Annotated in this window: 5 protein-coding genes and 1 pseudogene; 3 read left to right on the top strand and 3 right to left on the bottom strand. The window is 44.5% G+C overall.

Annotated features, from left to right (window positions below; translation table 11 throughout):
- Positions 1 to 314: hypothetical protein (locus ACTIE6_RS19690; protein ID WP_439558273.1), on the bottom strand; the 314-nt coding region annotated here is incomplete at its 3' end.
- Between the two features lie 270 nt (positions 315 to 584).
- Positions 585 to 2,060: a sodium:solute symporter gene (locus ACTIE6_RS19685; protein WP_439558272.1), complete on the bottom strand. Its 1,476-nt coding sequence runs from the start codon at positions 2,058 to 2,060 to the stop codon at positions 585 to 587.
- Positions 2,061 to 2,168: 108 nt separating this feature from the next.
- On the opposite strand from ACTIE6_RS19685, the gene ACTIE6_RS19680 reads away from it, so the two are divergent.
- The 3 genes from ACTIE6_RS19680 to ACTIE6_RS19670 are packed head-to-tail and all read left to right on the top strand — an operon-like array spanning position 2,169 to position 3,805.
- Positions 2,169 to 2,444: an ATP-dependent Clp protease adaptor ClpS gene (locus ACTIE6_RS19680; protein WP_031530400.1), complete on the top strand. Its 276-nt coding sequence runs from the start codon at positions 2,169 to 2,171 to the stop codon at positions 2,442 to 2,444.
- Positions 2,445 to 2,454: 10 nt separating this feature from the next.
- A complete protein-coding gene (gene recR / locus ACTIE6_RS19675; RefSeq protein ID WP_439558271.1) occupies positions 2,455 to 3,069 on the top strand; it encodes a recombination mediator RecR in 615 nt (204 codons plus the stop codon).
- Between the two features lie 25 nt (positions 3,070 to 3,094).
- Positions 3,095 to 3,805, top strand: coding sequence for a superoxide dismutase (locus ACTIE6_RS19670; protein WP_439558270.1), 711 nt, complete (start codon positions 3,095 to 3,097; stop codon positions 3,803 to 3,805).
- A gap of 75 nt (positions 3,806 to 3,880) precedes the next feature.
- Here the strand turns inward: ACTIE6_RS19670 and ACTIE6_RS19665 are convergent.
- A pseudogene (locus tag ACTIE6_RS19665) lies at positions 3,881 to 4,071 on the bottom strand (tetratricopeptide repeat protein); the annotation flags it as partial.

The raw sequence follows: 4,071 nt of genomic DNA, 5'->3' as shown, positions 1-4,071 counted from the left end.
AAGTAGTAAGTTCCGTCTCCCATTTCGTCGAGATTAAATACGCGGCGATACTTGGAACCTTTGTCGTTGAAAACTTCTGAGTAATACACATTGCCTGCTTTGTCCTTTACAATCACTTTGACCTTGTCGTCGGTACCTTTATTAACAGACAGTCTTACTTTATTGCTATCCGAAATCTTGTAAAGACTTGCGTCAAATGCAACTGCTTTTGCTTCTTTGTCTTCGAGGTTTTTCTTTTTGTCAGTTGTGAAAGAAGCGAGTGACAAAGTGAGCGCCAATGCGCAGAACAGGTTTGAAATGTTTGAAATTTTCATGGCTAATAGCTATTTAAAGTTTGACCGCATGCACTTGCATGGTTGATCTCTAAATAAAAAAGGACGTGCCACATTCGCCTTTTTACCGCTCTTACATCTAAAATTGTATTTATAAACTTCTGATAAATAACTATTTAAAAAATAAATTCCAGCCTGCCACTTTCAAAACAAGCTCGCAAGAAGTTGTTCAGAACCGAACATTCGACCTTGAAAGCGAACATTTAAAACGTTACAGCAATATGCGGTTTTATTTTGCCAGCGTAAGCAGACTTATCTGAAAGAAGCGTAGTTGTCCGTAAGCTTTGGTTTTGGATCATGAAGAATCCAAAGACCGATAAAGGTAATCAGCCCGTTTATAATCAATCTTTCAAACCCAAACTTATATCCATTGAACCACTCAGCGGAGTGATCATTGATAATGTAAGTGAGGATGGGCGCGAGAATGCAGACCAGCGGAACCCAGCGGTCTTTAACCGGCCTTTTCAAGAATGCGCCGAAAGAGAAAAGCCCGAGCAATGGCCCGTAGGTATAGCCTGCCAGATCGAAAACGGCTGTGATTACTTCTTTGCTGTTCAAACGATTAAAAATGAGAATAACCAGGTAGAAGATCACGGAGAACATGATATGCACCCAGAATTTAATGGATGAACGCTTTTCCTCCGGCCGCTTTTCAATATTCATAAAATCAATGCAGAATGCAGTTGTCAACGCAGTTAATGCAGAATCGGAGCTGGCGTAAGTGGCGGCTGTGATACCCAGCAAAAAGGTGATTCCTACCAGTAACCCGAGGTGGTTGAGCGCGAGCATTGGATAGAAATCATCTGTTTTAGCCGTTGCCGGAATACCTTGCGCTTCTGCATATACGTAAAGCAATGCACCGAGTGACAGGAACAGGAAATTGACGACTACAAGTACTACTGTAAACCAGAACATATTCTTCTGCGCCTCGCCGATGTTCTTACAGGTCAGGTTCTTTTGCATTAAATCCTGATCAAGACCGGTCATAACAATCGCAATAAAAACGCCGGCAAAGAATTGCTTGAAGAAGTTCTTGGGATCATTGGTATCCCAGTAAAAAATCTTCGAGTATTTGCTCTGGTCTACCGCATTCCAGATATCCCCTATTCCGCTCAGATTCAATTCTTTTGATACTAAAACGATCGTCAGAACTACCGCGGTTATCAGAAAGAAAGTCTGCAAAGTATCTGTTACGATAATGGTTTTCACGCCGCCTTTGAAGGTATAAATCCAGATCAGAAATATGGTAATGGCAACTGCTACCTCAAATGGAACGCCCAGCGGCTTGAAAAGTGCCAGTTGCAAAACCTGTGCAGCCACATAAAGTCTTACGGCTGAGCCAATTGTACGCGAAAGCAAAAAGAAGCCGGAACCTGTTTTGTAAGACCAGAAACCAAAGCGCTGTTCGAGGTAGCTGTAAATGGAAATGAGGTTAAGCCGGTAATAGAGCGGCATCAGCACGGTACCGATTACAAGGTATCCCAGAATATACCCGATCACTACCTGAAAATAGGAAAACTGGATATTGGCAACCGCACCGGGCACCGAGACGAATGTGACTCCGGAAAGCGAAGTCCCGATCATGCCGAATGCCACCAGGTACCACGGAGACTGGCGGTTAGCAGTAAAGAATGTATTTGTATCCGCCCCTTTGGAAGTGTAAATAGAGACCGTAATCAGCATCCCGAAATAGACTACCAATATGATCAGGGAGATATAAGGATTCATTAAAAAAGGGGCTGTTTGGGATGGATGGAGCGACGGATTAAAAGGCTAATGCTTCTTATAATCTGCGTTTTTAATTAGATTTGCTAATCAAACAGAAATTTGGTTGTTATGCAAGCGCTGACAGAAACAGATGTAGAAATTCTGGAAGAAACGATTGACACCGACATTAAAAAGCTTATTATTTATAATGACGATGTGAATACTTTTGACTGGGTGATAGATACTTTGATAGAGGTGTGCGGGCATTCCAGCGAGCAGGCTGAACAATGTACGATCATTATACATTACAAGGGAAAATGTTCCGTCAAAGAAGGGGCATTTGAGGAACTCGCCGGCATGCGGAACGAAATTTGCCGGAGAGGTATTTCAGCTGAAATACATTAACCTGACGCACATGAATTATCCCTCGCGACTGATTGAGGATGCAGTAAACGAAATCTCCCGACTTCCCGGAATTGGTAAAAAGACCGCCCTGCGGCTGGCACTACATTTGCTTAAAAGAGAAGAAGAACAAACCCGGTCTCTCTCGAATGCCCTGCTTGACATGCGTACCAAAACCACTTATTGCGCCAAATGCCACAACATCGCTGATGACATTTACTGCAATATCTGCGCAAACCAGAAGCGCGATCAAAGCATTATATGTGTAGTAGTGGATACCCGGGATGTACTTGCCATTGAGTCAACCAATCAATACAAAGGCTTATATCATGTACTCGGTGGTATTATCTCGCCTCTGGAGGGAATTGGACCTTCCGACTTACATATTGATTCACTGATCGAACGCGTTGAGAATCCGGGGGATTTTGCGCAGGTTCAGGAGATTATTCTTGCATTGAGTCCTACCATGGAAGGCGATACCACTGCATTTTATTTACAAAAACGGCTTAAGTCCACAGGAGTAAAAATAAGTACCATTGCCCGCGGAGTACCTATTGGCGGAGACCTGGAATACGCCGATGAGATCACGCTGGGACGAAGTATCATAAGTCGGGTGGCTTATGATTGATTAATAACTATTTCAATGAATCGTTATGAATAGAACAGATTTTTTGCGGACACTTGCCGGTGGGGCACTTACTGCCGGAGCATTGGCCAATCACACATTTGCCGGGAATTCGGGAACGATACTGGTGGAAACGGCGCCATTTAAACAAAACCCGCTTCCTTACGACTTTGCTGCTCTGGAACCGAGTATTGATAAAATGACAATGGAAATCCATTACGGAAAGCACCACGCAGCTTACGTGAAAAATCTGAACGATGCAGTAAAAGGGACTGAGTTCGAGAAGAAGTCGCTGGAAGAAATCATCAAGTCTGCAGGCAAAGCGCCAGCGGCAATCCGCAATAATGGCGGCGGCCACTGGAACCACACTTTCTTCTGGGAAGTAATGGGACCGAAAAAAGGTAATGGACCAACAGGTGCAGTTTCGGACGCGATCAATGCGCAGTTTGGCTCACTCGATAAATTCAAAGAGGAATTCGGCAAAGCCGCTACTACGCGCTTCGGTTCTGGCTGGGCGTGGCTGGTTGCAAAAGGCGGAAAACTGTCGGTTGGATCTACGCCAAACCAGGATAACCCGCTGATGGACGTTTCCGAACTAAAAGGTACTCCAATTCTCGGGCTGGATGTTTGGGAACACGCTTACTACCTGCATTACCAAAACAAAAGACCGGATTACATCAAAGCGTTCTGGGATGTTGTGAATTGGGAGAAGGTGGCGAAAAATATGAAGAAAGCTTAACAAAGGCCCCTTCGACTGCGCTCAGGGTGACAAAGCTTGCTGCTATTCTTTGTCACCCTGAGCGCAGTCGAAGGGCTAATTACAAAACGAAGAAATAACCTTATAAGCTTGCTGGTAACCCAGTTCTCCGGCTTTGCTGAGGTCCAGGCAGCCGTCGTTGATTTCGCCCAGGCTATTTTTCAGGATACCTCTCAGGTAATACGCTTCCGGATAGTCGGAGCGGAGTTTGATGGAACTTGTAAAATCCAGAACTGCGCCCATTTGGT

The organism is Dyadobacter sp., from assembly GCF_051859145.1.
Classification (GTDB): domain Bacteria; phylum Bacteroidota; class Bacteroidia; order Cytophagales; family Spirosomataceae; genus Dyadobacter.
Note: the sequence above shows the minus strand (reverse complement) of the source record. Positions and strands in the feature narration are given on the sequence as shown.